The organism is Pseudomonas sp. Snoq117.2 (assembly GCF_900110545.1).
GTDB lineage: Bacteria > Pseudomonadota > Gammaproteobacteria > Pseudomonadales > Pseudomonadaceae > Chryseomonas > Chryseomonas benzopyrenica.
Genome location: NZ_FOED01000001.1, coordinates 52,090 through 73,957, shown reverse-complemented (window position 1 = coordinate 73,957; position 21,868 = coordinate 52,090). Strand labels below are relative to the sequence as shown.

The 21,868-nt window shown below is 62.6% G+C and carries 24 protein-coding genes and 1 tRNA gene; 8 read left to right on the top strand and 17 right to left on the bottom strand.

Features of this window, described 5'->3' with window-relative positions; all coding sequences use genetic code 11:
- Nucleotides 1–16 precede the first annotated feature (16 nt).
- A complete protein-coding gene (gene clpA / locus BMZ43_RS00480; protein WP_093248996.1) occupies nt 17–2,287 on the top strand; it encodes an ATP-dependent Clp protease ATP-binding subunit ClpA in 2,271 nt (756 codons plus the stop codon).
- Nucleotides 2,288–2,358: 71 nt separating this feature from the next.
- On the opposite strand, the gene infA is transcribed toward clpA, so the two are convergent.
- The 3 genes from infA to aat form a co-directional block, all read right to left on the bottom strand.
- A complete protein-coding gene (infA, locus tag BMZ43_RS00475; protein ID WP_002553999.1) occupies nt 2,359–2,577 on the bottom strand; it encodes a translation initiation factor IF-1 in 219 nt (72 codons plus the stop codon).
- Between the two features lie 94 nt (nt 2,578–2,671).
- The gene (locus BMZ43_RS00470) at nt 2,672–3,379 is read right to left on the bottom strand and encodes an arginyltransferase (protein WP_017641763.1); all 708 of its coding nucleotides are present in this window, start codon (nt 3,377–3,379) and stop codon (nt 2,672–2,674) included.
- A gap of 35 nt (nt 3,380–3,414) precedes the next feature.
- On the bottom strand, nt 3,415–4,104 hold the full coding sequence (aat, locus tag BMZ43_RS00465; protein WP_017641764.1) for a leucyl/phenylalanyl-tRNA--protein transferase: 690 nt from the start codon (nt 4,102–4,104) through the stop codon (nt 3,415–3,417).
- A gap of 255 nt (nt 4,105–4,359) precedes the next feature.
- Between aat and BMZ43_RS00460 the strand changes: the two genes are divergently transcribed.
- The 5 genes from BMZ43_RS00460 to cysG are packed head-to-tail and all read left to right on the top strand — an operon-like array spanning nt 4,360 to nt 11,550.
- Complete coding sequence (locus BMZ43_RS00460; protein WP_093248992.1) at nt 4,360–6,843, top strand: DNA translocase FtsK; 2,484 nt, start codon at nt 4,360–4,362, stop codon at nt 6,841–6,843.
- 26 nt (nt 6,844–6,869) lie between these two features.
- Complete coding sequence (lolA, locus tag BMZ43_RS00455; RefSeq protein ID WP_371913849.1) at nt 6,870–7,493, top strand: outer membrane lipoprotein periplasmic chaperone LolA; 624 nt, start codon at nt 6,870–6,872, stop codon at nt 7,491–7,493.
- Nucleotides 7,494–7,502: 9 nt separating this feature from the next.
- Nucleotides 7,503–8,831 (top strand): replication-associated recombination protein A, encoded by a 1,329-nt coding sequence (locus tag BMZ43_RS00450; protein ID WP_017641766.1) that lies wholly within the window; start codon nt 7,503–7,505, stop codon nt 8,829–8,831.
- Nucleotides 8,832–8,878: 47 nt separating this feature from the next.
- Nucleotides 8,879–10,156 carry a serine--tRNA ligase gene (gene serS, locus BMZ43_RS00445; protein ID WP_093248977.1) on the top strand — a complete coding sequence of 426 codons (1,278 nt, stop codon included), beginning with the start codon at nt 8,879–8,881 and terminating at the stop codon, nt 10,154–10,156.
- Entirely contained in the window at nt 10,156–11,550 is a 1,395-nt protein-coding gene (gene cysG / locus BMZ43_RS00440; protein ID WP_064308041.1) for a siroheme synthase CysG, read from the top strand. Before serS ends, cysG begins: the two co-directional genes overlap by 1 nt.
- A gap of 3 nt (nt 11,551–11,553) precedes the next feature.
- Here the strand turns inward: cysG and BMZ43_RS00435 are convergent, their stop codons facing one another.
- From BMZ43_RS00435 to BMZ43_RS00405, 7 genes are all read right to left on the bottom strand, one after another.
- Nucleotides 11,554–12,555: a glutathione S-transferase family protein gene (locus BMZ43_RS00435; protein ID WP_093248975.1), complete on the bottom strand. Its 1,002-nt coding sequence runs from the start codon at nt 12,553–12,555 to the stop codon at nt 11,554–11,556.
- 65 nt (nt 12,556–12,620) lie between these two features.
- On the bottom strand, nt 12,621–13,604 hold the full coding sequence (locus BMZ43_RS00430; protein ID WP_017641770.1) for a glycosyl transferase family protein: 984 nt from the start codon (nt 13,602–13,604) through the stop codon (nt 12,621–12,623).
- The gene (locus BMZ43_RS00425; protein WP_037064277.1) at nt 13,601–13,915 is read right to left on the bottom strand and encodes a TusE/DsrC/DsvC family sulfur relay protein; all 315 of its coding nucleotides are present in this window, start codon (nt 13,913–13,915) and stop codon (nt 13,601–13,603) included. Before BMZ43_RS00425 ends, BMZ43_RS00430 begins: the two co-directional genes overlap by 4 nt.
- A gap of 2 nt (nt 13,916–13,917) precedes the next feature.
- Entirely contained in the window at nt 13,918–14,217 is a 300-nt protein-coding gene (gene tusB / locus BMZ43_RS00420) for a sulfurtransferase complex subunit TusB (protein WP_017641772.1), read from the bottom strand.
- Nucleotides 14,214–14,570 carry a sulfurtransferase complex subunit TusC gene (gene tusC, locus BMZ43_RS00415; protein WP_017641773.1) on the bottom strand — a complete coding sequence of 119 codons (357 nt, stop codon included), beginning with the start codon at nt 14,568–14,570 and terminating at the stop codon, nt 14,214–14,216. Before tusC ends, tusB begins: the two co-directional genes overlap by 4 nt.
- Before the next feature lies 1 nt (nt 14,571).
- A complete protein-coding gene (gene tusD, locus BMZ43_RS00410) occupies nt 14,572–14,967 on the bottom strand; it encodes a sulfurtransferase complex subunit TusD (protein WP_093248969.1) in 396 nt (131 codons plus the stop codon).
- Between the two features lie 49 nt (nt 14,968–15,016).
- Nucleotides 15,017–15,685, bottom strand: coding sequence for a Bax inhibitor-1/YccA family protein (locus BMZ43_RS00405; protein WP_017641775.1), 669 nt, complete (start codon nt 15,683–15,685; stop codon nt 15,017–15,019).
- Nucleotides 15,686–15,812: 127 nt separating this feature from the next.
- On the opposite strand from BMZ43_RS00405, the gene BMZ43_RS00400 reads away from it, so the two are divergent.
- Nucleotides 15,813–15,900: transfer RNA gene (locus BMZ43_RS00400), tRNA-Ser, on the top strand.
- A gap of 120 nt (nt 15,901–16,020) precedes the next feature.
- Here the strand turns inward: BMZ43_RS00400 and BMZ43_RS00395 are convergent.
- Together BMZ43_RS00395 and BMZ43_RS00390 are read right to left on the bottom strand one after the other, a co-directional pair.
- Nucleotides 16,021–17,070 (bottom strand): tyrosine-type recombinase/integrase, encoded by a 1,050-nt coding sequence (locus BMZ43_RS00395; protein WP_093248965.1) that lies wholly within the window; start codon nt 17,068–17,070, stop codon nt 16,021–16,023.
- Nucleotide 17,071: 1 nt separating this feature from the next.
- Nucleotides 17,072–17,314: a DUF4224 domain-containing protein gene (locus tag BMZ43_RS00390; protein ID WP_093248962.1), complete on the bottom strand. Its 243-nt coding sequence runs from the start codon at nt 17,312–17,314 to the stop codon at nt 17,072–17,074.
- Between the two features lie 192 nt (nt 17,315–17,506).
- Between BMZ43_RS00390 and BMZ43_RS00385 the strand changes: the two genes are divergently transcribed.
- The gene (locus BMZ43_RS00385; RefSeq protein WP_093248959.1) at nt 17,507–18,535 is read left to right on the top strand and encodes a RelA/SpoT domain-containing protein; all 1,029 of its coding nucleotides are present in this window, start codon (nt 17,507–17,509) and stop codon (nt 18,533–18,535) included.
- A gap of 168 nt (nt 18,536–18,703) precedes the next feature.
- Here BMZ43_RS00385 and BMZ43_RS00380 read toward each other — a convergent pair whose 3' ends face one another.
- From BMZ43_RS00380 to BMZ43_RS00360, 5 genes are read right to left on the bottom strand one after another with little or no spacing between them, the layout of a single operon-like run.
- Nucleotides 18,704–20,116 (bottom strand): DNA cytosine methyltransferase, encoded by a 1,413-nt coding sequence (locus BMZ43_RS00380; protein WP_093248956.1) that lies wholly within the window; start codon nt 20,114–20,116, stop codon nt 18,704–18,706.
- 11 nt (nt 20,117–20,127) lie between these two features.
- Nucleotides 20,128–20,619, bottom strand: coding sequence for a hypothetical protein (locus BMZ43_RS00375; RefSeq protein ID WP_093248951.1), 492 nt, complete (start codon nt 20,617–20,619; stop codon nt 20,128–20,130).
- Complete coding sequence (locus BMZ43_RS00370) at nt 20,616–20,885, bottom strand: hypothetical protein (protein WP_093248948.1); 270 nt, start codon at nt 20,883–20,885, stop codon at nt 20,616–20,618. Before BMZ43_RS00370 ends, BMZ43_RS00375 begins: the two co-directional genes overlap by 4 nt.
- Complete coding sequence (locus tag BMZ43_RS00365) at nt 20,882–21,601, bottom strand: hypothetical protein (protein ID WP_093248945.1); 720 nt, start codon at nt 21,599–21,601, stop codon at nt 20,882–20,884. The genes BMZ43_RS00370 and BMZ43_RS00365 overlap by 4 nt, the downstream gene beginning before the upstream one ends.
- Nucleotides 21,598–21,801 (bottom strand): hypothetical protein, encoded by a 204-nt coding sequence (locus BMZ43_RS00360; protein ID WP_093248943.1) that lies wholly within the window; start codon nt 21,799–21,801, stop codon nt 21,598–21,600. Before BMZ43_RS00360 ends, BMZ43_RS00365 begins: the two co-directional genes overlap by 4 nt.
- Between the last annotated feature and the right edge of the window lie 67 nt (nt 21,802–21,868).

Below are 21,868 nucleotides of genomic sequence, written 5' to 3'. Positions count from 1 at the left end.
GCTATGAGGTGAAGCTATGTTGAATCGTGAGCTCGAAGTCACCCTGAATCTCGCCTTCAAGGAGGCGAGGACGAAGCGTCATGAATTCATGACCGTTGAGCACCTCCTGCTGGCGCTGTTGGATAACGAAGCGGCCGCCACCGTGTTGAGAGCCTGCGGCGCCAACATCGATCGCCTGCGCCGCGATCTGTTGGAATTCATAGATTCCACCACGCCCCTGATCCCACAGCAGGATGACGAGCGCGAGACCCAGCCGACGCTGGGCTTCCAACGCGTTCTGCAACGCGCAGTTTTCCATGTGCAGAGTTCGGGCAAGCGCGAAGTGACCGGCGCCAATGTGCTGGTGGCGATCTTCAGTGAGCAGGAAAGCCAGGCGGTGTTTCTGCTCAAGCAGCAAAGCGTGGCCCGGATCGACGTCGTCAACTTCATCGCCCACGGTATTTCCAAGGTCCCCGGCGCTGCACCCGAAGCCGAGCAGGACCAGGATGCGGGCGAGGAGGAGGGTGCCGAGCCCAGCTCCTCCAACAATCCGCTCGAAGCCTATGCCAGCAATCTCAACGAGCAGGCCCGTCAGGGTCGTATCGATCCGCTGGTCGGTCGCGAGCAGGAAGTCGAGCGCGTCGCCCAGATCCTGGCCCGTCGCCGCAAGAACAATCCCTTGCTGGTGGGTGAGGCAGGCGTCGGCAAGACCGCCATCGCCGAAGGCCTGGCCAAGCGCATCGTCGATGGCCAGGTGCCTGACCTGCTGGCCGACAGCGTGGTCTATTCCCTGGATCTTGGCGCCCTGCTGGCGGGTACCAAGTACCGCGGCGATTTCGAAAAGAGATTCAAGGCATTGCTGGCGGAACTGAAGAAGCGCCCCCATGCGGTGCTCTTCATCGACGAGATCCACACCATCATCGGTGCCGGGGCTGCCTCGGGTGGGGTGATGGACGCCTCCAACCTGCTCAAGCCGCTGCTGTCCTCCGGTGAGATCCGCTGCATCGGCTCGACCACCTTCCAGGAATTCCGCGGCATCTTCGAGAAGGACCGGGCACTGGCGCGGCGCTTCCAGAAGGTCGATGTCGTCGAGCCGTCGGTGGATGACACCTACGGCATCCTCCGTGGCCTCAAGGGGCGCTTCGAACAGCACCACCACATCGAGTACACCGACGAGGCGCTGCGCGCAGCAGCCGAGTTGGCCGCGCGCTACATCAACGACAGGCACATGCCCGACAAGGCCATCGACGTCATCGACGAAGCCGGTGCTTACCAGCGCCTGCAGCCCGAAGACCGGCGTGCCGAGCGCATCGATGTCCAGCAGGTCGAGGACATCGTCGCCAAGATCGCACGGATTCCCCCCAAGACCGTCAACAGCTCCGACAAGGAACTGCTGCGCAACCTGGAGCGCGATCTCAAGCTGACCGTCTTCGGTCAGGATCTGGCCATCGAATCCCTGTCCACCGCCATCAAGCTGTCCCGAGCCGGTCTGAAATCGCCGGACAAGCCAGTCGGCTCCTTCCTGTTCGCCGGGCCTACGGGTGTCGGCAAGACCGAGGTGGCGCGACAGCTGGCCAAGGCCATGGGTGTGGAGCTGGTACGCTTCGACATGTCCGAGTATATGGAGCGGCACACCGTGTCCCGTCTCATCGGCGCGCCTCCCGGTTATGTCGGTTTCGATCAGGGCGGTCTGCTGACCGAGGCCATCACCAAGACCCCCCACTGCGTGCTCCTGCTCGACGAGATCGAGAAGGCTCACCCGGAAGTGTTCAACCTGCTGCTGCAGGTCATGGATCATGGCACCCTTACGGACAACAATGGCCGTAAAGCCGACTTCCGCAATGTGATCCTGATCCTGACCACCAACGCTGGCGCCGAAACCGCTTCACGCGCGTCCATTGGCTTCACGCTGCAGGATCACACCACCGATGCCATGGAAGTCATCAAGAAGAGCTTCACGCCGGAGTTCCGCAACCGTCTGGATACCATCATCCAGTTCGGCCGCCTGAGCACCGAGGTCATCAAGAGCATCGTCGACAAGTTCCTCACCGAACTCCAGGCGCAACTCGAAGACAAGCGTGTACAGCTCGAAGTCAGCGATGCTGCCCGTGGCTGGCTGGCGGAACGGGGTTATGACGTGCAGATGGGCGCTCGTCCCATGGCGCGGCTCATCCAGGACAAGATCAAGCGGCCGCTGGCCGAGCAGATCCTGTTCGGGGAACTGGCTGACCATGGCGGCATCGTTCATATCGATGCGGTGGACGACGAGCTGGAATTCGAGTTCGAGACCACGGCCGAACCTGCCTGAGGGCAGGTCGCGATTTACAATCGCTCATGAAAAAGCCCGGCATAGCCGGGCTTTTTCATGAAAGGATCCGCTTAGCGCGCGCGGTAGGTGATCCGGCCCTTGCTCAGATCGTAAGGCGTCAGTTCCACGCGAACCTTGTCGCCCGTCAGGATGCGGATGTAGTTCTTACGCATCTTTCCGGAGATGTGCGCGGTGACGACGTGCCCATTTTCCAACTCCACGCGAAACATGGTGTTGGGAAGGGTGTCGACGACAGTACCTTCCATTTCGAAGCTGTCTTCTTTCGACATATATAGAAAAGCCCTCGGTGACAAGATAGGCCCAGAGCAGTCCGGGCGAAAAAGGCCCATATTCTGACAGAAATTCAGAAAAAGCGCTATTTCATCAGGCCAGGGCGACCCAGCGTTGGTTGACGAAGAGCTCTATGGGGCGATACTCGGTCTTATAGGACATCTTGCGACACCCTTTGATCCAATAGCCGAGATAAACCGCATTCAGCCCCAGGCGGCGGGTTTCGGCGATCTGCCAGAGGATGCCGAACACGCCCAGGCTGCGCTTTTCTTCGCTGGGGTCGTAGAAGGTATAGACCGCCGACATGCCATTGGGCAGCACGTCGGTGACGGCAAGACCGATCAGGCGGTCCTCGACGCGCATCTCGTAGAAGAAGGCGTAGGGCAGATGGCTGACCAGGAAGGTGGAGAACTGGCCTCGACTCGGCGGGAACATGTCACCGTCGGCGTGGCGTTCGCTGATGTAGCGGGCGTACAGCTGGTAACGCTCCTCGGTAAAGCCCGGGTCGCAGCGGGTGACCTTGATGTCGAGGTTGCGCTTGAGCACTCGACTCTGCTTCCGGCTAGGGCGGAAACGAGCGACGGGAATGCGCGCGGGAACGCAGGCTTTGCAGAGCTGGCAGTGGGGGCGGTAGAGATGATCGCCGCTGCGGCGAAAGCCCAGCTCGGACAGCTCGGCGTAGATCTGACCGTTCATGGGCTGCGAGGGGTCGAGAAACAGCGTGGTCGCCTGCTCGTTGGGCAGGTAACTGCAAGCGTGAGGCTGGGTTGCGTAAAACTTGAGTCTCGCCAGCTCGGTCATGTCGAATCTCTACATAAGCCTGGCCTGAGTGTAAGTCACCCGCAGGAGGTAGGCCAGGCGGCCATGCTGGCCTGATCCAGGTATTTGGCCAGGTAATCGGCAAAGCGTTCCCGTGACAGGCTGCTCGCGCCCAGGCTCTGCAAATGTGCGGTTTGCATCTGGCAGTCGATCATCACGAAGCCCCAGGCCGCCAGATCCCGTACCAGGGTCACGAAGCCGATCTTGGAGGCGTTGTCGACATGGCTGAACATGGACTCGCCAAAGAATAGCTTGCCCATGGCGATGCCATAGAGCCCGCCGACGAGCTGATCGCCGTCCCAAACCTCCACGGAATGGGCCCAGCCTTGGGCATGCAATTCCTGGTAGGCCTGGCGCATTTCCGCGGTGATCCAGGTGCCGTCGGCATCGCGTCGCGGACCGGCGCAGGCCAGGATCACCTGAGCGAAGGCCTGGTCGTAGGTGACGCGTAGTGGGGTCTTGCGCAGGGTCTTCGCCAGACTGCGGGAGACATGCAGGTCCGGCGGGAAGAGCACCGTACGGGGATCCGGCGACCACCAGAGTAAGGGTTGGCCAGCTTGATACCAGGGAAAGCAGCCGTGACGATAGGCATTGACCAGACGCGCCGCGCTCAGGTCGCCGCCGATCGCCAGCAGGCCGTTGGGTTCGCGCAACGCCTGCTGCAGGGGCGGGAAGTCAGGGCTTTCGCGGGTCAGCCATTTCACCATGGTAGGGGAGGGCGCCTTCTGATACAGGAAGCTGAGGGTATGAGCTTGTGCGTAACAAGCTCAAGAAATCGTCATAACTCTTTGTCAGGACAACGAAAGAATGCTCCAATGTTGTGCCTGAAGGCGGTTCCGGTACGACCGTCCGCTATCGTGCCATGTTTCGTTGCGGGACTGTAGAACCAGGGCCCGGACGATCTAGAATGGCGCACTGTTTTTGATTCACGGTCACACGTTCCGTGTGCGGGAAAAGCGCGCTTGAAGCAATCCAGTTCTGTCAGCCACGTCAACCAATGGCGTGAGCATCTGCATTATCGTCTCAAGGAGGTGGTGCTCATCGCACTGGCCGCCTTGTGCCTGTATCTACTCATGGCTCTGCTGAGCTACGACCCTTCCGATCCGGGCTGGACCCACACCAGTCGCATCGACCAGGTCCATAACACCGCTGGCCGCGCCGGCGCCTGGCTGGCCGATGTGCTGTTCATGGCACTCGGCTATTTCGCCTTCGTGTTTCCCGTCCTGCTCGCCGTCAAGACCTGGCAGATCTTCCGTAAGCGGCATCTGCCCTGGGAGTGGAGCGGCTGGCTATTTTCCTGGCGCCTGACCGGCCTGGTGCTGCTGGTGATCTCGGGTTCGGTGCTCGCTTACATTCATTTCCATGCCGTGTCCGCCCTGCCGGCATCGGCGGGCGGTGCCCTGGGCGAGAGCCTCGGGCAGCTGTCGGTCGCCGCCCTGAATGTCCAGGGCAGTACGCTGCTGTTCCTCGCGCTCTTCCTGCTGGGACTGACGGTCTTTACCGATCTGTCCTGGTTCAAGGTGATGGATTTCACCGGCAAGGTGGTGCTGGATCTCTTGGATCTGGTGCAGGGTGGCTTCAGCCGCCTGGCCGGCGGTCGCCGTCAGGCCCCGGAGCTGGACACCTTCGACGAGCCGGTGTCGCCGCCGGTTGCGCGCAAGAGCAAGGCCCGCGAAGTGCCGGTTCCGGTCGCCGACGAAGACCTGGATGACCTGCTCGACATCGCACCGCCCCCACGGGTGGAGCGCGCCGCGCCGCGCATCGAGATGCCCGCGGCCAGTCGCTTTGTCGCCGAAGCACCCGAGTCCGCGCCTGTGGCTGCCGCGCCTGTCCCAGCGCCTGCCAATGTCGCCGCGCCCACGCCGCCGCCACGCAAGACGGTGCCAGCACCGGCCCCCGCGCCCTATTCGCCGGCGGCTGCCGTGGTCCGGGTCGACGCGGATCTGGAAGGTACGCTGCCGCCGCTGTCGATCCTGGATCGCGCCGAGAAGAAACAGCAGAGCTATTCGCCGGAATTCCTCGAGAACATGTCGCGCCTGCTCGAGGTCAAGCTCAAGGAGTTCGGCGTCGAGGTGATCGTGGAGAGCGTCCATCCCGGTCCGGTGATCACCCGCTTCGAGATTCAGCCGGCGGCCGGCGTCAAGGTCAGTCGTATTTCCAACCTGGCCAAGGACCTGGCGCGTTCGCTGGCCGTGTTCAGTGTGCGGGTGGTGGAGGTCATTCCCGGCAAGACCACCGTGGGTATCGAGATTCCCAACGAAGATCGCCAGATGGTGCGTTTCTCCGAAGTGCTCGAGTCGCCCGAGTACGCGGCGGCCAAGTCGCCCGTCACCCTGGCCCTGGGTCATGACATCGGTGGCAAGCCGGTCATCACCGACCTGGCCAAGATGCCACACCTGCTGGTGGCCGGTACCACCGGCTCCGGTAAGTCGGTGGGCGTGAACGCCATGCTGCTGTCGATCCTGTTCAAGTCGAGTCCGGAAGACGCGCGCCTGATCATGATCGACCCCAAGATGCTGGAACTCTCGATCTACGAGGGCATTCCACACCTGCTCTGCCCGGTCGTGACCGACATGAAGGAAGCCGCCAACGCCCTGCGCTGGAGCGTGGCGGAGATGGAGCGGCGCTACAAGCTGATGGCGGCCATGGGCGTGCGTAACCTGGCCGGCTTCAACCGTAAGGTGAAAGACGCCGAGGAAGCGGGTACGCCGCTGATCGATCCGCTCTATCGTCGCGAGAGCATGGACGACGAGGCGCCGCTGCTGAAGACACTGCCGACCATCGTCGTGGTGGTGGACGAATTCGCCGACATGATGATGATCGTCGGCAAGAAGGTCGAAGAGCTGATCGCGCGGATCGCGCAGAAGGCGCGAGCGGCCGGTATCCACTTGATCCTGGCCACCCAGCGCCCCTCGGTGGACGTCATCACCGGTCTGATCAAGGCCAACATCCCCACGCGGATGGCCTTCCAGGTGTCGAGCAAGATCGACTCCCGGACCATTCTCGACCAGGGCGGCGCCGAACAGCTGCTCGGTCACGGCGACATGCTCTATCTGCCGCCGGGTACCGGTCTGCCGATCCGGGTCCATGGCGCCTTCGTGTCCGACGACGAGGTCCATCGCGTGGTCGAGGCCTGGAAGGAGCGGGGCGCACCCGACTACATCGAAGACATCCTCAGCGGCCCGGACGAGGGCGGTGGTGCGGGCTTCGACGGTGGTGGCGGCGAAGGCGGGGAGAGCGACGAGGACGATCCGCTCTATGACGAAGCGGTGCGTTTCGTCACCGAGAGCCGGCGGGCGTCCATCTCCGCGGTTCAGCGCAAGCTCAAGATCGGTTACAACCGGGCGGCACGGATGATCGAAACCATGGAAATGGCCGGTGTCGTATCGCCCATGAACACCAACGGTTCGCGCGAGGTCACAGCGCCTGCTCCGGTGAGAGACTGACATCCATGAGGACTTCGATGCACAAGCTGCGTTGCTTCGCCTTGGCCGCCTTGGCCGCCTTGGCCGCTGTAAGCTTTTCCGCCCATGCCGACCAGGCGTCGGTGGGTCGCCTGTCGCAACTGCTGGACAAGGCCCAGACCCTGACCGCGCGTTTTTCCCAGCTGACCCTGGATGGTTCGGGTACCCGGCTGCAGGAAACCGCCGGCAACATGAGCCTCAAGCGTCCCGGGCTGTTCCGCTGGCATTCCGATGCGCCCCAGGAGCAACTGCTGGTGTCCGACGGCAAGCAGGTCTGGCTGTACGACCCGGACCTGGAGCAGGTCACCATCCGCAAGCTGGACCTGCGCCTGACCCAGACGCCGGCGCTGCTGCTGTCGGGTGACATCTCCAAGATCGAAAGCAGCTTCGACGTCACCAGCAAGGACGCCGGCAACGTCGTCGACTTCGTGCTCAAGCCCAAGACCAAGGACACCCTGTTCGACAGCCTGCGGCTGTCCTTCCGCAATGGCGTGATCAACGACATGCAGTTGATCGACGGTGCCGGTCAGAGAACCAACATCCTCTTCTTCAACGTCAAGCTCAACGAGCCGGTGGCCGCGTCCCAGTTCACCTTCCAGGTGCCCAAGGGAGCCGACGTCATCCAGGAGTGATCGCACCTCATGGATCTCTTCAGCACCGCACCCGTCGGGCAGCCCTTGGCTGCCCGCATGCGTCCCGAGACCCTCGATGAATACGCGGGTCAGCAACACCTGCTGGCGCGGGGCAAGCCCCTGCGCGAGGCGCTGGAACAGGGTGCGCTGCATTCGATGATCTTCTGGGGGCCGCCCGGGGTGGGCAAGACCACCCTGGCGCGGCTGCTGGCCCAGGTTTCCGATGCCCACTTCGAAACGCTCTCGGCGGTGCTTTCCGGGGTTAAGGAGATCCGCCATGCGGTGGAGGTGGCCAAGCAGCAGGCTGCCCAGTATCGCCGGCGCACCATCCTCTTCGTCGACGAAGTGCATCGCTTCAACAAGTCGCAGCAGGATGCCTTCCTGCCCTATGTCGAAGACGGCACCCTGATCTTTATCGGGGCGACCACCGAGAATCCCTCCTTCGAGCTCAACAACGCGCTGCTGTCGCGGGCCAGGGTCTATGTGCTCAAGAGTCTGGACGACGAGGCGCTCGGCGGCCTTGCGCAGCGCGCCCTCACCAGCGCCAAGGGCCTGGGCGATCGGCGCCTGAGCCTGCCCGACGATGCCCTGGCGCTGCTGCTGGCGGTCGCCGACGGCGATGGCCGGCGGCTGCTCAATCTGCTGGAGAACGCCGCGGACCTGGCCGAGGACGGTGGCGTCCTGGATGCCGAGCTGTTCCAGAGTCTGCTCGGCGATCAGCGCCGGCGTTTCGACAAGGGCGGCGAGGCCTTCTATGACCAGATATCCGCGCTGCACAAGTCGGTGCGGGGCTCGAATCCTGATGGCGCTCTCTATTGGTTCGCTCGGATGATCGACGGTGGCTGCGATGCGCTGTACATCGCCCGGCGGGTGGTGCGCATGGCCAGCGAAGACATCGGCAATGCCGATCCCCGCGCCCTGAGCCTCTGCCTGGACGCCTGGGATGTCCAGGAGCGCCTGGGCAGTCCGGAAGGCGAGCTTGCCATCGCCCAGGCGATCGTCTATCTGGCCTGCGCGCCCAAGAGCAATGCCGTCTATATGGGCTACAAGGCCGCCTTGGCCGATGTGCGCCAGAACGGCTCGCGCGAGGTGCCGTTGCACCTGCGCAATGCGCCGACCAAGCTGATGAAGAACCTCGGCTACGGCGACGAATACCGCTATGCCCACGATGAACCGGAAGCCTATGCCGCGGGCGAGGACTACTTTCCCGAAGAGCTGGAGCCGCGCCGTTACTATGAGCCGGTTCCCCGTGGGCTGGAGCTGAAGATCCGCGATAAACTGCAGCACCTGGCGGACCTCGACCGGTCCAGCCCGCGCCAGCGCCGGCCGCGTTCCTGACGCCTGGCCGGCGCGGCTGCCCCCATTCCTAAGCAAGAGACACGGACATGCTTGATTCGAAACTGGTTCGCACCCAAACCGAGGAGGTGGCCGCACGCCTGGCGACCCGTGGCTACGTCCTCGACGTCAGCCTGGTGGAGTCGTTGGAAGCTCGTCGCAAGGCCGTGCAGACCCGCACCGAGACCCTGCAGGCCGAGCGCAACGCCCGCTCCAAGGGCATCGGCCAGGCCAAGGCGCGCGGTGAAGACATCGCGCCGCTGCTGGCCGAAGTCGATCGCATGGGCAGTGAGCTGGAAGAAGCCAAGCGTGAGCTGGATCTGGTCCAGGGCGAGCTGGATGCCCTGCTGTTGGGCCTGCCCAACCTGCCCGACGCCTCGGTGCCGGTCGGCAAGGATGAAGACGACAACGTCGAAGTCCGGCGCTGGGGCACCCCGCGCGACTTCGACTTCGAGATCAAGGACCACGTCGCCCTGGGCGAGACCCACGGCTGGCTGGACTTCGAGACCGCCGCACGCTTCTCCGGCGCTCGCTTCGCCGTCATGCGCGGTCCCATCGCCCGTCTGCACCGTGCCCTGGCGCAATTCATGCTCAACCTGCACACCGGTGAGCACGGCTACGAAGAGACCTATACCCCCTACCTGGTGCAGGCCGAGACCCTGCAGGGCACCGGTCAGCTGCCCAAGTTCGAGGAAGACCTGTTCAAGATCGGCCGGGAAGGCGAGAGCGATCTCTACCTGATCCCCACCGCCGAGGTCACTCTGACCAACCTGGTCGCTGGCCAGATCCTCGACGCCAAGCGCCTGCCGCTGAAGTTCACCGCCCATACCCCCTGCTTCCGCAGCGAAGCCGGGGCCTCGGGTCGCGACACCCGCGGCATGATCCGTCAGCACCAGTTCGACAAGGTGGAGATGGTCCATATCGTCGAGCCGAGCACCTCCTTCCAGGCCCTGGAGGAGCTGACCGGCCACGCCGAGACCGTGCTGCAACGGCTGGAACTGCCCTACCGGGTGCTTTCGCTGTGCACCGGCGACATGGGTTTCGGCGCCACCAAGACCTACGACCTGGAAGTCTGGGTGCCGAGCCAGGGCAAGTATCGCGAGATCTCGTCCTGCTCCAACTGCGGTGACTTCCAGGCGCGCCGCATGCAGGCCCGCTACCGCAACGCCGAGGGCAAGCCCGAGCTGGTGCACACCCTCAACGGCTCCGGCCTGGCCGTGGGTCGTACGTTGGTCGCCGTGCTGGAGAACTATCAGCAGGCTGACGGCAGCATCCGCGTCCCCGAGGTACTCAAGCCCTGCATGGGTGGCCTCGAGGTCATCGGCTGATGGATTACCTGCCGCTCTTCCACAAGCTCGATGGCCGTCCGGTGCTGGTGGTCGGCGGGGGCGACATCGCCCTGCGCAAGAGCGTGCTGCTGGCCGAAGCCGGTGCCCGCATCACCCTGGTGGCGCCGGAGATCGAGCCGGAGGTACGTGCCTTTGTCGAGGCGCGGGGCGGTAGTTGCCGGGTCGAGCGCTATGCGGCGGACCAGCTCGCCGGGCATTGCCTGGTGATCGCAGCCACCGATGACGACGCGGTCAACGAGGCGGTGTCCCACGATGCCCAGGCCCTGGGCCTGCCGGTCAACGTGGTGGATGCGCCCAAGCTGTGCACCGTGATCTTCCCGGCCATCGTCGATCGTTCGCCGCTGGTGATCGCCATTTCCAGTGGCGGAGATGCTCCGGTGCTGGCCCGCCTGGTACGGGCCAAGCTGGAGAGCTGGATCCCCGCTACCTACGGTCAGCTGGCGCAACTGGCGCAGCGCTTCCGCGCCCGGGTCAAGACGCGTTTCGCCGATCTGCAGGCGCGACGCATCTTCTGGGAAGAGGTGTTCCAGGGCGAGGTTGCGGAAAAGGTCTTTTCCGGCCAGCCCCAGGCCGCCGAACAACTGCTGGAAGCCAAGCTGACCAGCGAGACGGCCACCTTTCGCGGCGAGGTCTATCTGGTCGGCGCCGGTCCCGGCGATCCGGATCTACTGACCTTCCGCGCCCTGCGGCTGATGCAGCAGGCCGACGTGGTGCTCTACGACCGCCTGGTAGCGCCGACCATCCTCGACATGTGCCGGCGCGATGCCGATCGCATCTATGTCGGCAAGCGCCGCGCCGAGCATGCGGTACCCCAGGACGATCTCAATCGCCTGCTGGTCAAGCTGGCCCAGGAAGGCAAGCGGGTCCTGCGGCTCAAGGGCGGCGATCCCTTCATCTTCGGCCGTGGCGGCGAAGAGATCGAAGAGCTGGCGGCCGAAGGCATTCCTTTCCAAGTGGTGCCGGGCATCACCGCGGCCAGTGGCTGTGCGGCCTATGCCGGCATTCCCCTGACGCACCGCGACCATGCCCAGTCGGTACGCTTCGTCACCGGTCATCTCAAGGACGGCTCGGCCGATCTGCCCTGGACCGATCTGGTGGCACCGGGGCAGACCCTGGTGTTCTACATGGGACTGGTGGGGCTGCCGACCATCTGCGAGCAACTCATCGCCCACGGCAAGGACCCGGCCACGCCTGCTGCGCTGGTGCAGCAGGGCACCACGCTCAATCAGCGGGTGTTCACCGGTACCTTGCAGGATCTGCCGCAGCTGGTCGCCGAGCATGAGGTGCATGCGCCGACCCTGGTGATCGTCGGCGAGGTCGTGGCGCTGCGCGAGAAGCTGGCCTGGTTCGAAGGTGCTCAGACGGCGGTGTGATCCTCAGGCCGCACCCTGGATGCCGGCACTGCTCAGGGCCTCGCGGCCATGGGGCAGATCCAGCTCCAGGGCCGGTCCCTTGGGCACGATGCCGGTCGGATTGATCTGGGCATGGCTGCCGTAGTAGTGATGCTTGATGTGCTGGAGGTCGACGGTCTCGGCGATCCCCGGCCACTGATACAGTTCGCGCAGCCAACCCTGTAGCGCCGGATAATCCCGAATGCGCCGCAGGTTGCACTTGAAGTGACCGTGGTAGACGGCATCGAAGCGAATCAGGGTGGTGAACAGGCGCCAATCGGCTTCGGTCAGCCATTCGCCGGTCAGATAGCGCTGGGTCTGCAGCAGCTTTTCCAGGTCGTCCAGGGTGGCGAAGACCTCGTCGAAGGCCTCTTCATAGGCCTCCTGGGTGGTGGCGAAGCCAGCTCGGTAGACGCCGTTGTTGACCGTTGGATAGATGCGGTCGTTGAGGGCGTCGATGCGACTGCGCAAGGCCTCTGGGTAGAGATCCAGGCGATTGCCGGTCAGCTCGTCGAAGGCGCCATTGAACATGCGGATGATCTCGGCGGATTCGTTGCTGACGATGCGTTCTTCCTGGCGGTCCCAGAGCACCGGTACGGTGACCCGGCCGGTGTAATCGACCTGGTCGCGTTGATAGAGCTGGTAGAGGCGGTCGAGGTGATAGAGCTCGTCGCCACTGGAGCCCTTGGCTGTATCGAAGGTCCAGCCTTCCTCGCGCATCAACCAGCTGACCGCTGAAACGCCGATCAGCTCTTCGAGGCCCTTGAGCTTGCGGTAGATCAGGGTGCGGTGAGCCCAGGGGCAGGCCAGGGACACATAGAGGTGGTAGCGACCGGCCTCCGGTGCGTAGCGCGAGACCCCTTCGGGAATGGCCTGCTCGATGCGAGCGATCCAGTCACGACGCTGGGCCTCTTCTCGCTTGAAATGGCCATCCTTGCCATTGTCGTACCAACGGTCCTGCCACTGTCCATCGACCAACAAGCCCATATCGTCATCCTCCGCTGCGTTGCGGTTAGGAACCCGGGGAGCCGCTCCGGGTTCCTGAGGCGACGTCAGAGCGAGCGGTCGCGCGCTTCCCAGCGGCGTTCGGCTTCGCTTTGGGCGCTGACTTGATCCTGACCCAGGGCGCGGAGGGCCACGGCCAGGGTGGCGATGACCGCCAGACGGCCATAGGGGTCTTCTGCCTCGCCGCGCCAAGTGGTGGCCAGCAACGCCGGGTCGAGGCGCTCCGGCTTGACCTGGCGGCGCTCGGTCAGCGCCGGCCAGCTTTCGTCCCAGGCTTCACCGCCACGAGTGCCATAGAGATGGGCGATGACATCGGGATTGCGCTCGACTTCGCCGCCTTCGCCCTTGATGACGATGCTGTCGTCACCCAGCAGGCGACTGGCCTCGCGATGGACCTCCTGGTAACCCGGATGGAAGATGCTCTGCAGGATGCAACGCGCCTGGCTGGGATTGAGCAGCCGGACCAGGGAGTGGATCGGCGAGCGCAGGCCGAGCTCGGCCTTGAGATCGATCATCCGCTGCAGTTCGGGCATCCAGGCCGCCAGGGGTAGGAAGGCCGGCTGGCCCCGGTCGAGCAGGGTGCCGGCGTCCTGCCAGCTAGCGACCCTCTGCATGCCCAGGTCGGGCAGGCATTGCTCGGTATAGAGACGGCCCGCGGTATGGGTGCCGCCGCCATGCATGACCACCCGCACGCCACTGCCGGCCAGGCACTTCACCGCCAGCAGGTACCAAGGCAGGTGACGCTTCTTGCCGGCGTAGGAGGGCCAGTCGAGGTCGACGGCGAAACCTGGCGGCTGCAGCCGCGCCCTGACGGCACGGGTGAAGCCGGCCAGCTCTTCGGCGCTTTCTTCCTTGTGCCTCAGCAGCATGAGAAAGGCACCGAGCTGGGCATCGGTGACCCGACCGTCGAGAATCAGGCCCATGGCCGTTTCCGCCTCGGCCTCGGTCAGGCTGCGGGCGCCGCGCTTGCCCTTGCCCAGGGCTCGGACATAGACGGCGAAGGGATGCTCTTCGGGCGTGGTGAAGGTCATAGGCAATTATCCGGTTTCGGCAAGCCGGCCAGTTTGGCGCCGAGCTTGGCTGGCGCGCCCTTGAACAGCAGGTTGAGCTGGAGGCTGGTACCCAGTTCCGGGCCCAGTGTCTGGGCAATGTACTTGATCAGCGGCCGGTTGGCCGGCGAAAGCTGGAATTGGGCGTAGAAGTCGCGTAGCGCCTGCAGCACCTGCCAGTGGCGATCGGTCAGCTCGATGCCCTCCTTGAGTGCCAGGTGCTGGGCCACCTCGGGACTCCACTGGGAGAGATCGCGCAGGTAGCCTTCGGCGTCGAGGTCGAGAGGGGCCATGCTCAGGTCCAACTGATGACCTTGGCGCAGCTCACGCTAAGGTCGACGAAAGTGGGATAGTCGATCAGGGTCACGGCTCGTTCGGGGTGTAAGCGACGGGCCTGGACATCCTCCGCCAGGGCATAGAGGGTCGTCTTGGCGGGAAGCTGTATCAACAGCGCTGCCGCGACGCTGCCTGGGCGCAACGCTTCGACGGCGCCTCCCGTCAGCAGGACGGCGTCCTCGTCGCGCACCCAGGTGAGCCCATCTAGCGCGTCGGCATCTAGCAGCGGCGAACGGGAAAACAGGTGCAGAGTAGTCAAATGGAGATCACCTGATCATGGTCATGGATCAGCGCCGCCAGGGCTTCGGGCTGCAGTAGCGTCACCCAGGCGGGCAACTGCTCGGGCGTGATGCCCAGACGTTGCAGGGCGGTGGCTTCGGCGTAGATGGCCTCGACACCGAACAGCGGCAGCGCGGAGAGATTGGCACTCAGATCCTTCTGCTCCAAGGCAGCGCTGTCGGCTGCCAGCAACTGGGTCACGCCAGGACCGGCGAACAGCAGCGCCAGGGGCAGTTCGAAGGCACCGCCGGCCAGCACGATATCCAGGGCCTCGCGCGGACCGGGGCCGCTCAGTGCCGACTGGCGGGAGATGACGAGGGTGCTCTTGGCCATGCTAGTCGCCTCCAAAGCAGAGCAGGCGATCGGCGTCCTGCACCGCCTCATGCAGTTGGCCCAGACCGGACAGCTGCCAGGGCGCCCGCACGTTCACCGCGCCCTCACGTTCATAGCGCCGTGCCTCGTTTTCATCCAGCAGCCCACGTTTGAGGGCGGCGGCGATACAGACCACGGCGTCGATCTGGTGACGTTCGATCAGCTCACGCCAGCGAGCGGGTAGATCCGACTCGTCCTGGCAACTGACGGTGGCGTGGGAGGCGTTATGAACGCCATCGCGATAGAGAAAAAGTCGCGACAGCTCATGACCCCCGGCCAGCAGTGCCTCACAGAAGCGCAGGGCCCGACGGGCCGAAGGCGCCTGGGGTGGGGAAAGGATAACGATGGCAAATTTCATGGATGTAAAAAGGCCCGCCGAAGCGGGCCTCTTGGGCTACCGCCGATGATCAATCGTTATTGCTTGCGAATCCAAAGATCTGCAGCAAGCTGATGAACATATTGTAGATCGAGACGTACAGGGTGATGGTAGCCATGATGTAGTTGTCTTCACCACCGTGCACGATGGCGCTGGTCTGGAACAGGATGGCCGCGGCGGCGAACAGCACGAAGCCCGCGCTGATGGCCAGTTGCAGACCACTGATCTGGACGAAGAAGGACAGCACCACGGCGCCCAGCAGGATCCAGAAGCCCGCCATCAGGAAGCCACCGAGAAAGCTCATGTCCTTGCGACTGATCAGCGCGTAGGCCGACAGACCGAAGAAGGCCAGGGCGGTCATGCCGGCAGCCGAAGCGATCACGCTGCCGCCGTTGGGCAGACCCAGGTACATGTTCAGGATCGGGCCCAGGGTGTAGCCCATGAAGCCAGTCAAGGCGAAGGTGCTGACCAGCCCCCAGCCGCTGTTACGGGTCTTCATGGTCAGGAAGAACAGGCCGTAGAAGCCGATCAGTACCACGAAGATGTTGGGGTAGGGTAGCCGCATCTGCTGCGAGACGAAGGCAACCAGGCCACTGAATGCCAGGGTCATGGCCAGCAGGGCGTAGGTGTTGCGCAATACACGGCTGACGTCCCGCGGTTGCGCGATGGCAGGGTTGTAGGCGTATTGACGCTCGTTCATGGTGTACTCCAAAGCTAATTTAACGGTGTGATGTACCGTACGACCCCGAAGATAGCAAATGTTGCTTAAGGATCGCTTGCGAGTGTTTGACAGTGTGTTGCCATCAGGTACTATGCGCCCCTCTTACGGAAGTGTGGCCGAGTGGTTTAAGGCAGCGGTCTTGAAAACCGCCGACTCGCAAGGGTCCCAGAGTTCGAATCTCTGCGCTTCCGCCACCTTCGAAGCCCCGTTATTACGGGGCTTTTTGCTGTCTGAGGGGCCGGGTTTCAAGGGCCGTTGGGCCGGCAAAAAAGGAGGAGTTCCGAAACTATTTCGGAACAGTTCCGAAACTCAGCCTATTTTGTGGGGCTGGCGATCGCGCCCAGGCGGCGATAGACCCGCTCGGTGATGTCCTCTTCGGTATGGCCTAGAAGCTTGCTCGCTTCCTTCGGGTCGAGGATTTCTGAGGCCGCTTTCGGCCGGATGTCACGGAACTGGAATTGGCCGATCCGGAGCGCCAGTTGCGCATCGCCAGCTTCCATCGCAGCGATCTTCGCCAAGTCCCTAGCCGCATCCCAGCGGAGCCGTAGCATGGATGTCGTGAGCCGCCGCCCTCGGCCGGTGACAATCAGGAACGGGCTGACCCGGACAGGGTAGCGGGCATCGAACATTCGCAGCAGTGCGCCCAGGCTGTTGTCCGCTCCATTGGCCTGCAGCAGGATGCGCAACCGCTTGCTGGTCTTGCCCTGCTGCACGGTCAGGAACTCACCTTCGACATCATCCCAGCGCATGGACAGCACATCGGCCGGGCGCTGGCCGGTGAGGTAGGCCAAATCCATGGCGTCCTTCAGCTCCGGCGTGGCCTTCTGATAGACGGCGGCCCATACCGCGTCATTGGCATAGTAGTCCCTGGGAGCCTCCCGGTTCTTCCTGACGCCTTGGCATGGATTCTCCCGGATCGTCAGCCCCCATTCCCGCGCCATGTTGAAGACGTGTGATAGCGTGGCAATCTCGCGATTGGCTCGCACCTTCGCCGTTCGGGCGTCTCGATACTGGGCGATGGTTGCCGGGGTGATGGAGTCGATAGGTGCTTCATCGAAGACTGGCCGCAGCTGCCGCAGTTCGGCGAGGTTGTCCCGCTGGGTGCGAGGCGCCTTCTTGGGAATGACGTCCCGGACATACCGATCGAAGATGGATCGCATCACCCTCAGGTCCTGCGGTTTCTCCTTCGCCTCTAGCTCCGCCCAACGCATCCTGGCGACGTCCAAGTCGCCTCCCAGCGGGATCTCCTTCCCTGCAGCATCGCGATAGTAGTAGGCCACCCAGACCTTTCCGTTCTTCCTGGCCCGCTTTCGCCGGTACACGCCCGGCGGCAGGTCGCGATTCTCCTTGCTTCTAGGGCGCATCTCATTTCACTCGAGATAGATCCGGGGTCCAGGCCTGGGCCGGCAGTGGAGGAGGCTGGTAGGCTTCAGGTACCTGAAGGATGCCAAGCTTCTGCCGGGCATACAGTCGGCCCACCAGTGGCCGCTTGCCGCGGCTCTCGACGTAGTGCCAGCGGTGATCATCGAGCCAGCGGCGTTGCCAACCTCTGGCCTTGTAGCCAGTGATCTCCGCCAGCTCTTCGTCGGAAAGAATTTCGCTTTCCATTGTGAAGGCCTCTTTAATTTGTCTGTTAGCGGGTAATGTTGCTTATCTGATATCTTGAGGTTGAAGGCTTTTAGAAGTCGAAGAGTTACGAGTTTTGGAGTTGATCCGCGGTGCAAAGATTGGTGGCAGTTAGCTTGTAAATTTTGATTTTCTAAATTTCTGTGTTGTGATTTGACTGATAGGGATGTTGCGATGAGTCTAGATGAGTTTTTGGTTAGAAATCGTATTGAGAAGAATGTTTGGGAGGCTGCGGGTGTTAGTTGGGAAATGCTATTGGCTATTCGTGAAGATCATATAGTCGCGTCCAAGAATCTTGAGGATACAGCGGGATACTTTGTTAGAAGTATGCAGGCCTTTGATGGTGTCCATTCGGTAAGGTGGCGCGTCAAGGATCCGGAGCACCTTCTGGAAAAGATAATTCGTAAGAAGGCTGACCCTGAGTCGGCCGCGAGGTACGCTGAATTAGATGAATATAATTATTATAAGTTAATAACTGACTTGGTTGGTGTCAGAGCTCTTCACTTATTCAAGCAGGACTGTTTGCATATTCATGATCAAATTATAAATAGGTGGATTTTTCATGAGGATCCGATCTCTTACATCAGAGAGGGCGATCTGAATGAATTGACGGAACAGCTCGGCGCTAAGCAAATAGACTCGAAGGTCCATCCAGCCGGCTATAGATCTATCCATTATGTGCTAAAAAGCCAGCCGGGACTTCGCGAAATATTGGTCGAGGTGCAGGTTAGAACCGTCTTCGAAGAAGCTTGGGCGGAGATCGATCATAATGTTAGGTATCCAAATTTTTCTAAAAATAGTCAAATAGAAAGCGTATTGAAGATATTCAATAGGCTCGCAGGTAGCGCTGATGAATTAGGTGGGTTCATTAGGAGTCTCAGCGCGGAGCTATCGCAGTTAGATGATTTTATTGATACGGCAAATCAAGAAAAAAATTCTGCGATAGAAGAGATGTCGAAGTTGCTGGACCAGCTATCTGCGGAGAAGGAAGTGAACCAAGAGATGTCATCTAAGGTCGAGCTCCTCCAAAAGGAGATGAAAAAGCTCAAGGATGCTAATCGTCAAGGTGATGTGCTTCTTAAGACGCATGCCACGGATCGCAGCATAATTGGTGACAATTCCTTCGGCCACGAAATGAGAAAATTGCTTCGGGAGGCATATTTGCAGAAGCATGCGAAAGGGTTTAAGAGCGAGAAAGATTAGGCGATCTATCGTAATCGGTAGGTAATAGTTCACTTGATGACAGAGGCCGGGATCTTCTTGTCTAAAGTCATAGCCAGCCGAGTTAATATTTTGCATAGGGTTGATATTACTGCCCTTCTAGGACAGGATTTCCGGCATGCGCGTCAAACACGTATGCCGTGTATAGGGTTATGGGAGTGCGGCGAGAAGCCGGCGGCCGATCCAGCGCACGACCGGCACGGCCTTGCTGTTGCCGATCGCCTTGTAGCGGGGGCCGTCAGGACATTCAGCAGTCGGGCGCCCGCGCCAGGGGATCAGCGTGTGGTCATCAGGGAAACCCTGCAGACGCTCGCACTCGCGCGGCGTGAGACGGCGGACGCCCCTTTCGCCCGGCACCATTGGCTGGCCCCGGCCGGTACCGTCTTCGCTCGCATCGAACCCTTCGGCCTTTAGAGTGTGGGCAATATCGCCTGTCACGCAGACCGCCACCTGGCCACCGGCGTTGGCGTGGCTTTCGCCGTGACCCATGGCGCGCAGCGTGGGGGAGATGTCGCCGGCGTCAGCGCCGTGATCCTTGCAGCTGAACGCCAGCACTGCGTTCTCCTGTCCCTGATTCCGGCCAAGCGCATGGGCCAGGCCCTGGCTGACGTCGGGATCCTGGGTGCCGTGCACCACGAACGTCTCGGTCTCGGCATCCATGAGGGTGCCGCCCGGGTGAGCGCTGAGTGCCGTGCTCACGTTCGTGGCTTGGCAGTTGGCGCCGCCGCCAAAGGCCAGCAGCAGGCCGGACTCAGCGTCCTGGAGAGTGGCGGAGCCGGCAGTTTTGCCGCCCGCCTGCAGCGTGCCGGCGATCAACTGGCCTGGTGTGCTTCCGCAATCTGGCTGCCCGCTACGCCTGCCAAGGCTCGAAGTAAGGGTGCCGGCAACGTCCGGCGTCTCGCCTCGGCGCGGCGGATGATCCCGGCGCAGGCCTTCGCGCTCAAAAAGTACCGATGCGGGATCGAAGTCACCTCGAGCACTCGCCACAACGAACACACGGCGGCGTCGTTGGGCCAGGCCGAAATATTGGGCATCCAGAATCCGCCACGCGACTGCTCGCCGGGGTCCATACACACAACCAGCGTCTGCCCACCTTTTCCCTGGCGGCTGGAGTTCTTCGGATTCGCCCACCAGGGCGCCGAGGAAACAGCCGAACGCGTTGCCCTTGTCGCTGAGCACTCCTGGGACGTTCTCCCAGACGACGACGCTCTCTGGCTGTCCGCGCTGGACTCGAACATGGTCAATTGCATCTGCGAGCTCCACGTATTTGATGGTGAGGGCGCCGCGCGGATCGGCCAGGCCTTCGCGCATGCCGGCCACGCTGAAGGCTTGGCAGGGCGTTCCGCCGACCAAGACGTCTGGCGCCTCGATCTTTCCGGCCAGCACCTGGGCGGCGAGGCGAGTCATGTCGCCCAGGTTGGCAGTCTCCGGATACCGGTGCGCCAAGACGGCGCTGGGAAAGGCTTCGATCTCGGCGTACCAGGTGGCACGCATGCCCAGCGGGTGCCAGGCGACCGTAGCAGCCTCAATGCCGCTACAGACCGATCCGTAGGTGACGGTCATGGTAGGTTTCCTTACGCCGCTTGCGTGCGCTCAACGTGCGCCCAGCCACCGAACTTCTCGAACAGCTCGTAGGCCCGGGCTTCGTCGAGGGCTATGCCGCTGGTGTTGGCAATCCATCCGCTGCTGATCAGGTGCCGGGCGTTGCAGCCGTCACGTAGCTCGCGGCAGAAGTGCTCAAGCACATCGGTCAGCTGCCCGGCGCGGTAGATGCCGCTCAGTGCGATCTCTTCGGCCTTGATGTACTGGTCGCCCTGCTGGTCGCGGCACATGACCGCGAAGTAAACCGTCCAGGAGTGGGCGAAGTCGCAGAAGGCATTGGCCACCAGGCGCACCTGGCTCAGGGCTATGGGCTTGCCATCGCGCAGGCTGATGAGGCGCTGATCCACCAGATCAGGATGGGCGGGGCGGTCGATGTTCATCACCGCCACCTGGCTGTTCGCCAACAGGGCGCGGCAGTTGCGGGCCAGGCGGGCTTGCGGGTTGTTCGGCTTGCGCTTGCTCATTGGGGAGCCTCTAGCGTTTTCAGCAGGACGGCGAAGGTAGAAGCGTGCTGGTTGGCTGCCCGCTTCTTGGATCGGGACCCAGCAGCGATACCGCGAACCCGGGGCGCGCTGCTGTTGAACTCGGCCGCCCGGGTCAGCTCCCGCGGTACCAGATAGGGCAGGGTGGCGATGCTGCCGCCGGCGGCCAGGTACCGCTCGACGGCCTGGCCCAGGATGGCGCGCTGCGGCTCCCGCGCCCGGATGTCGTGCACGAAGTCGGGAATCATGCTGCTTCCTCCTGCTGCTGGAGGATCTGCCTGGCTGCATGGCGGACCATGTAGAGCCGAGACATCAGGCTGTGCGCGGGCCGATCAATGCTCAGCTCCCACCAGTCATCACCCAGGCCCAACTGCTCGTTGTAGTCCGCGACGTATCGCTGCGCCTCATCCAGATGATCAAGAGCGGCGACCTCTGCTACGAGGTATGCCCATTCATCCCACTCATCGTCCGGGGCAGTGAGGTCCGTCTTCTCATCCAGGAAGGCTTCCAGGCTGTCCCACTTGTCAGCAGTTCGCTGGCTGTCTTCCTTGAGCCAGTCCGGTAGCATTTCCCACTCTTCATCGCTCACGTGATCGCAGATTTTCTCGGCGAGCCCGCAGAGGACATGCTCCCGGAGGCGGTCTTCATCCAGCTCGCGCTCCTGGCAGTGCCGTTCCAGCTTCGAATGGATGTAGTAATCGACATCGTCACCAGCCAGGAAGGCCACGCCGTAGCCAATACCCACGCCGAAGGTGAGCCCGTCGATGTCGCCCACGACCGAGATGCCGTAGCGGGTCATCATGATGTCAAAGGCATAGACGCTGGATCCGGGACGCGCGCAGCGCCAGACCTGGCAGTCCTTGTTTACAGCCAGCGGCGTGTAGACGTGCTGAGCCAGGTTATTAGCGGCGTCCTGCTCGAACTCGGCGCGCCGCTTCTTGCGCTGCTCGATGTGATAGCTCATGCGAACAACTCCTCTTCAGTACGCAGCAGGTTGTCAGCAGTGCGGCGCGGCGCCACCTTCTGGTCAGCCTTGCGGTAGTAGTGGACCCAGGTGCCGTTGGCGCGGCGCTCGGCGCGATAGGGCCAGCACTCGAAGCCCAGCATGCGGGCACGCGAAATCACTGCCGCCGGGTTACGCCCGATGATAGGTAGGGTGATCATGATGATGGTCTCGGGATGGCGCCGAGCGGCGCGGGGGAATGGGTGCCGGCTTCAGGGTTGAACCGTG

What these genes read in the sequence shown, in the direction of transcription:
- clpA (WP_093248996.1), top strand. Translation starts at nt 17, where the DNA reads ATGTTGAATCGTGAGCTCGAAGTCACCCTGAATCTCGCCTTCAAGGAG.
- infA (WP_002553999.1), bottom strand. Translation starts at nt 2,577, where the DNA reads ATGTCGAAAGAAGACAGCTTCGAAATGGAAGGTACTGTCGTCGACACC.
- BMZ43_RS00470 (WP_017641763.1), bottom strand. Translation starts at nt 3,379, where the DNA reads ATGACCGAGCTGGCGAGACTCAAGTTTTACGCAACCCAGCCTCACGCT.
- aat (WP_017641764.1), bottom strand. Translation starts at nt 4,104, where the DNA reads ATGGTGAAATGGCTGACCCGCGAAAGCCCTGACTTCCCGCCCCTGCAG.
- BMZ43_RS00450 (WP_017641766.1), top strand. Translation starts at nt 7,503, where the DNA reads ATGGATCTCTTCAGCACCGCACCCGTCGGGCAGCCCTTGGCTGCCCGC.
- serS (WP_093248977.1), top strand. Translation starts at nt 8,879, where the DNA reads ATGCTTGATTCGAAACTGGTTCGCACCCAAACCGAGGAGGTGGCCGCA.
- cysG (WP_064308041.1), top strand. Translation starts at nt 10,156, where the DNA reads ATGGATTACCTGCCGCTCTTCCACAAGCTCGATGGCCGTCCGGTGCTG.
- BMZ43_RS00435 (WP_093248975.1), bottom strand. Translation starts at nt 12,555, where the DNA reads ATGGGCTTGTTGGTCGATGGACAGTGGCAGGACCGTTGGTACGACAAT.
- BMZ43_RS00430 (WP_017641770.1), bottom strand. Translation starts at nt 13,604, where the DNA reads ATGACCTTCACCACGCCCGAAGAGCATCCCTTCGCCGTCTATGTCCGA.
- BMZ43_RS00425 (WP_037064277.1), bottom strand. Translation starts at nt 13,915, where the DNA reads ATGGCCCCTCTCGACCTCGACGCCGAAGGCTACCTGCGCGATCTCTCC.
- tusC (WP_017641773.1), bottom strand. Translation starts at nt 14,570, where the DNA reads ATGGCCAAGAGCACCCTCGTCATCTCCCGCCAGTCGGCACTGAGCGGC.
- tusD (WP_093248969.1), bottom strand. Translation starts at nt 14,967, where the DNA reads ATGAAATTTGCCATCGTTATCCTTTCCCCACCCCAGGCGCCTTCGGCC.
- BMZ43_RS00405 (WP_017641775.1), bottom strand. Translation starts at nt 15,685, where the DNA reads ATGAACGAGCGTCAATACGCCTACAACCCTGCCATCGCGCAACCGCGG.
- BMZ43_RS00395 (WP_093248965.1), bottom strand. Translation starts at nt 17,070, where the DNA reads ATGCGCCCTAGAAGCAAGGAGAATCGCGACCTGCCGCCGGGCGTGTAC.
- BMZ43_RS00390 (WP_093248962.1), bottom strand. Translation starts at nt 17,314, where the DNA reads ATGGAAAGCGAAATTCTTTCCGACGAAGAGCTGGCGGAGATCACTGGC.
- BMZ43_RS00385 (WP_093248959.1), top strand. Translation starts at nt 17,507, where the DNA reads ATGAGTCTAGATGAGTTTTTGGTTAGAAATCGTATTGAGAAGAATGTT.
- BMZ43_RS00380 (WP_093248956.1), bottom strand. Translation starts at nt 20,116, where the DNA reads ATGACCGTCACCTACGGATCGGTCTGTAGCGGCATTGAGGCTGCTACG.
- BMZ43_RS00375 (WP_093248951.1), bottom strand. Translation starts at nt 20,619, where the DNA reads ATGAGCAAGCGCAAGCCGAACAACCCGCAAGCCCGCCTGGCCCGCAAC.
- BMZ43_RS00370 (WP_093248948.1), bottom strand. Translation starts at nt 20,885, where the DNA reads ATGATTCCCGACTTCGTGCACGACATCCGGGCGCGGGAGCCGCAGCGC.
- BMZ43_RS00365 (WP_093248945.1), bottom strand. Translation starts at nt 21,601, where the DNA reads ATGAGCTATCACATCGAGCAGCGCAAGAAGCGGCGCGCCGAGTTCGAG.
- BMZ43_RS00360 (WP_093248943.1), bottom strand. Translation starts at nt 21,801, where the DNA reads ATGATCACCCTACCTATCATCGGGCGTAACCCGGCGGCAGTGATTTCG.